Here is a 5,298-nt window from a genome sequence, read left to right on the forward strand (position 1 = left end):
GAGTGACGAGTTCTGTCTTTTCCAGGACCCGACTGCTTATACACCGAAAACCGGATTGGCAGTCCTCTATCTTCTGGCCGGCTCTTCTGGAGATAAGCCAGGAGGTGAAAAGATTAGTCCACAATCTATGCGGGGGCATGCCCTTAGGATCATGCATGCGGCTGCCCAAAATAATATCTGGATCGTCAGTCTCAACGCACAATAGAAAGTTCTTTATCTCACCGGGGAGATGTTGGCCATCAGCATCCATAGTAATGACGCCATGATATCCCTTCCCTAACGCATAGTTAAAGCCTGTCTTTAAAGCCACCCCTTTTCCCTGATTGCGTTTATGAGAGATGACTACTGCTCCTGCCCTCCTGGCCAGTCGGGCCGTCTCATCCCGGGAGCCGTCGTCTATCACTACTATGTCCTGTACGATGGTTCGGATCTCCTGGATCAGTTTTTGTATATTTTGAGCCTCATTGTAGGCCGGAAGCAGGACGCAGATCTTCTTATTCATACCTCTTTTCTCCATGTCCTCTGTAGAGAATTGCACCAATTTTTTCACTATGGATTATATCATGAGATGTGGTAGAGAATGCCTTGAGTGATAGGGAGAGGCCAACCACAGCGGCATTAATTCACTTGAAAATAGATTTCCCATTTTTATCGTTCGAGTGCGGCTGCAGAATCACAAATTAGGGGGTGAGCAATCGTACCTGTGGTGCAGGATCATGGAAAAAGCCTTGCTTTGCCTGGTCCACTTCCAGTTTATCTTCTGACTCTGGTATAATGAGATCGAAAGTTTTTACCTGGCACCTGTGTTGCTCAGTTGACTGAGAACCCCCGCACTTTAGTGCTGGGGAGTGTCAAATGGATAATTCCGACGGGGATAACCATTATGAAGAAAAAGAGTCTCCTTCTGGCCTTCCTGATCGCTCTGGTCATGGTTGCTCTGCCCTCCTTTTCCGCGGCGGAGAGTAGGCCGGTGCAGGTGATTCAGGTTGAAGGCGTCATCAATCCGCCTGTGTACATGTTTATCTCCGAGGCTATTGATCGGGCGGAGCGAGAAGGTGCCCAGGCTCTGATTATTCAACTGGACACCCCCGGGGGACTGGACACCTCCATGAGGTCCATCATCAGGGAGATCTTAGACTCCCAGATTCCCATCGTGATCTATGTCTATCCGGACGGATCCAGGGCTACCTCGGCCGGAGTATTTATTACTATGGCCGCTCATGTTGCTGCCATGGCCCCGGCTACCAGCATTGGGGCAGCCCATCCGGTAGCCTTTCAAGGGGAAATCAGCGATGAGATGAAACAAAAGATAGTCAACGATGCCGTAGCTTACATCAGAAATCTGGCCGAGAAAAGAGGCAGGAATGCTGCCTGGGCGGAGGAAGCGGTGCGGGAGAGCTCCTCCCTTACCGCCAGCCAGGCTCTGGATAAGGAAGTTATCGATTATGTGGCTAAAGATTACCCGGACCTCCTGGCCCAACTGGATGGCCGAAAAGTAGTGTTGGACGGCAGAGAGATAGTTCTGTCCACCAAAGGGGCTGAGGTTACCCCTCGGGAAATGAGTTTTCGGCTTCGTTTGCTACACATTCTCTCTGACCCCAACATTGCCTATCTTCTTCTAATGATAGGTATTTACGGGATTATATATGAGTTTGCCAATCCTGGTCTGGGTTTCGCAGGGATTGCTGGGGTTATCAGTATCATTCTGGCTCTCTATTCCCTCCACACTTTGCCTGTAAACATCGCTGGCCTGGCTCTGATCGTTCTGGCTATCATTCTCTTTATCGCTGACATCATAGCGGCCACTGGTGGCATCCTCACTGCGGGAGGGATAGCTTCTATGTTACTGGGCTCTCTTATTCTCTTCGATTCGCCTGTTCCCTACCTCAGGATTGCCCCGGGCCTGATTATCGGTACAGCTCTGGCCACAGCGGGCTTTTTTACCTTTGCCGTCCGGGCAGTTTATAAAGCCCATAAGGAGAAGTCCACCACCGGGATTGAAGGAATGCTGGGCCAGATCGGCGTGGCCAGAACGGAGGTGAATCCGAGAGGGCAGGTTTCTGTACGAGGCGAGCTATGGAGTGCAGAAGCCCTGGATGGCCACAAGATAGAGAAGCATTCCAGGATAATCGTGCAGTCCATGAAGGGGTTGGTACTGAGAGTGAAGAAGTATGAGGAAGGAGGCGCACCAGCAAAGGACAGAGGGGGAAGCGATAAGTCGTAAAGGGTCAAAATAAGCAATTTTAAAGGAATCGCCCATGCACCGCGGCGCACCACGTCGCATGAAAATTGGGTTATTTTCAAGGGAGGAGATGATATTGGAGGCAATTGCTGGTTTACTGTTCAATTTGGCTTCAGTGATCATCGCGGCGGTGGTAATCTTAACGATGATACTTCCTTCTGCGGTGAGGATACTCAAGGAGTATGAAAGAGGGGTTATGTTCCGTCTGGGGAGATTGCAGGGAGTGAAGGGCCCCGGCATAATCCTTATGATCCCTTTAGTGGATAGGATAGTGAGGGTGGATCTGCGGACGGTGACTATGGACGTACCACCTCAGGAGGTGATCACCAGAGATAACGTCCCGGTAAAGGTGAACGCTGTAGTTTACTTCCGGGTAATGGATCCCGCTAATGCCGTAGTCCAGGTGGAAAACTTTGTGGCCGCCACCTCTTTGATAGCCCAGACCACCTTAAGGAGCATTCTGGGCCAGTCGGATCTGGATGAGCTTTTAGCTCAGCGGGAGAAAATCAACGCCCTGCTTCAGAAGATCATAGACGAGCAGACTGACCCCTGGGGTGTGAAAGTGTCTATCGTCGAGGTCAAGGATGTGGAGATTCCTCAAGGAATGCAGCGGGCCATGGCCAGGCAGGCTGAAGCCGAAAGGGAAAGAAGAGCCAAAGTTATCAATGCTGAGGGCGAATTCCAGGCGGCGGAAAAACTGGGTATGGCGGCAGATATAATCGGTCGGAAGCCGGCCGCTCTTCAGTTGCGCTTTCTGCAGAGTCTGGTGGATGTAGCTGCCGAACGTAACTCGACCATCATCTTCCCGGTTCCCATTGACTTGTTAAGGCCATTTGTTAGGGCATACGAGGAGGGGGAAAGCAAGGATAAGGGGTAGGGAAGCGGAGGGCAAATGGTAGGTTGGAAATAGAAGGAATCGCCCATGCACCGCGGCGCACCACGTCGCATGAAAATTGGGTTATTTTCAAGGGAGAATCAGACAATTTACTAAGCAGTGACGATAGTTAGCCATTTTATAAACAACTATAAGCGGGTGTTAAGCCGGCGCTGATTGACCACTGTTTTGATGTGCAACCTGGCGGATGCACTGCGAGCATCCAGGCGCCGAGTCTTATAACCTTATGGTCAGGAACATCTCCACGTAGATGATCACTGCTTAGCCATCCGGCCTGAACTCATTAAAGTATACTGCGGCCAGGGTGCCGGGCCCGACATGGGTTCCTACTACGCTGCCAATTTCCCATATGTTTAATTCTCTAGGGGCAAATTTCTCCCTGCATCTTTCAGCCAGCTCTTCGGCCTCCTGGAGACTATCGGAATGGCCCACAAAGATCACCGCCTGGCCATCCGCCTTTAGGGTCTCACCCATGGTGTCCAGCATTACCTGCCTGGCCTTATTCCACCCCCTTACGTTTTTGAAAGCATCGACCTGCCCCTCTTTGATGGTCAAGATAGGTTGAATCTTGAGCATAGAGGCCAGCAGGCCTTTGGCTCCTCCAATTCTTCCGCCCATCTTTAGATATTGGAGAGTTTCTACCAGAAAGAGAATCCCCAAGCTACGTTTAAATTTTTCGACAAGCTGCAGGATTCCTTCTTTTGTAGCCCCTTTTCTGGCCAGCCTGGAGGCCTCAATTGCCATCAGGCCCAGAGGAGAATGGACGTATCCAGAGTCTACGATAGTAATATCCAGATCCGGAAGAGAGTCTTTAGCTATCTGTGCAGAACGGATAGTGCCAGACATTTTCTCGGAGATATGGATGGAGATGATGGACTGGCAGGTTTCAGCTACCTTTTTGTAGACAACCTCAAAAGCTCCTGGAGATGGTTGAGCAGTGGTGGGCAGTTTGTCTACCTGACGCAGCTTTTGATAGAATTCGCCTGGCGTGAGATCGATACCATCAAGAAACTTCTCTTTGCCAAAAATAACCTGGAGGGGGACAACGGTAATCTCGTGTTGTCGGGCTAATTCTTTGGGAATATCGGCCGTACTATCGGTAACAATTCCAATCATGGTGGCCTGACCTCCTTATTTTTGTCTTATAGACGTGAAGTTTTCAATCTAAGTTTCAGAGAGCATTTCGATCAAAATTGGGACAGAAAGGTCAGGTTTCTGCTTTCTGAAGCAAGTAATGGGTAATCTGCCATCTGGTTCCGAAATCTTCCCGCGCTTGCATGACCATATCTAGCTTCTCTTTCAATTCCTGTTTCGGGTCAAAGGTGTAAAGAGGAATGGGGAAAATGTTATTCTCCATCAATAGGTCCAGTTCACATAGTTTGGCCAGGACTGATTTTATCTTTTGTTCCGACTTACCCAGAAAGGCGGCCAGACGTCGGGCAGAGGCCATCAGTGCTGGATTTCGGTAGAAAAAGACAATGATATCCCAGTGGGTGGGAGAGCCCACATATTTTTCCAGAAAGTCCATTATCTCACCCTCTATCTTCTCCGCAAATATCTTACATTCTCCTGGGCCACCCTTTTTCTCCTTCTCTTCCAGAGATTGGAGCCTGGCTGCGGCCTGAAAAAGTGGAGAATCTGCCCTGAGGGCCAGACGATAGCTGTAGCGGGCGTCATCGCAGCATCCCATAGCCAGATAGCAGTCACCCATTAACAGATGGGCCAGGCCACAATTGGGCTTGTTCTCCACCACTTCTTTGCATCGGAGAAGAGCAATCTCAAAGTTCTGGGCGTCCATCAGTTCATGGATTTGTTGGAGTAACTCTTCCAGGAGAGGATCCGTAGAGTGAGGGTTTTGGAAATTCTGCTCCTGGGGAGACGGAGAAGAAGCATGGCTGGAATGAGAAATTCTCCGGTTAGCGTTCCTGTTACTCCTTCTTCTTTCATGCCCAAGGCCATCTCTCTTTCCATTCATGGGCCACGCTGCTTTCGAGCATCCTTTCCAGGGAATGCTCATTTTTACAACTTGAACCATCAGGAACCAGCCAAATGAACTACTACATATAATTACTGAAAGCAAATCTTATATTTTTGGGGACTTGTTTCGTAATTGCTCAATATCCTGTGGGAGAAACAGACAACTGAGAAAAAATTTTAAAAA

At 49.6% G+C, this 5,298-nt stretch carries 5 protein-coding genes; 2 read left to right on the forward strand and 3 right to left on the reverse strand.

Annotated features, from left to right (window positions below; translation table 11 throughout):
* The coding region (locus HW443_RS09115) for a glycosyltransferase family 2 protein (protein ID WP_176238084.1) at positions 1-502 on the reverse strand (502 nt) is incomplete at its 3' end.
* 381 nt (positions 503-883) lie between these two features.
* Here HW443_RS09115 and HW443_RS09120 point away from each other — a divergent pair.
* Both HW443_RS09120 and HW443_RS09125 read left to right on the forward strand, forming a co-directional pair.
* Positions 884-2,224, forward strand: a complete 1,341-nt coding sequence (locus HW443_RS09120; protein WP_176236153.1) for an NfeD family protein — start codon at positions 884-886, stop codon at positions 2,222-2,224.
* An 88-nt stretch (positions 2,225-2,312) separates the two neighbouring features.
* On the forward strand, positions 2,313-3,119 hold the full coding sequence (locus HW443_RS09125) for a slipin family protein (RefSeq protein ID WP_176231479.1): 807 nt from the start codon (positions 2,313-2,315) through the stop codon (positions 3,117-3,119).
* Between the two features lie 279 nt (positions 3,120-3,398).
* Here the strand turns inward: HW443_RS09125 and HW443_RS09130 are convergent, their stop codons facing one another.
* Positions 3,399-4,253: a DegV family protein gene (locus HW443_RS09130; RefSeq protein WP_176231476.1), complete on the reverse strand. Its 855-nt coding sequence runs from the start codon at positions 4,251-4,253 to the stop codon at positions 3,399-3,401.
* A gap of 91 nt (positions 4,254-4,344) precedes the next feature.
* A complete protein-coding gene (locus tag HW443_RS09135; RefSeq protein WP_176231477.1) occupies positions 4,345-5,112 on the reverse strand; it encodes a tetratricopeptide repeat protein in 768 nt (255 codons plus the stop codon).
* Positions 5,113-5,298: the final 186 nt, after the last annotated feature.

It is taken from the genome of Candidatus Hakubella thermalkaliphila, assembly GCF_013281975.1.
GTDB classification, from domain to species: Bacteria; Actinomycetota; Humimicrobiia; order Hakubellales; family Hakubellaceae; genus Hakubella; species Hakubella thermalkaliphila.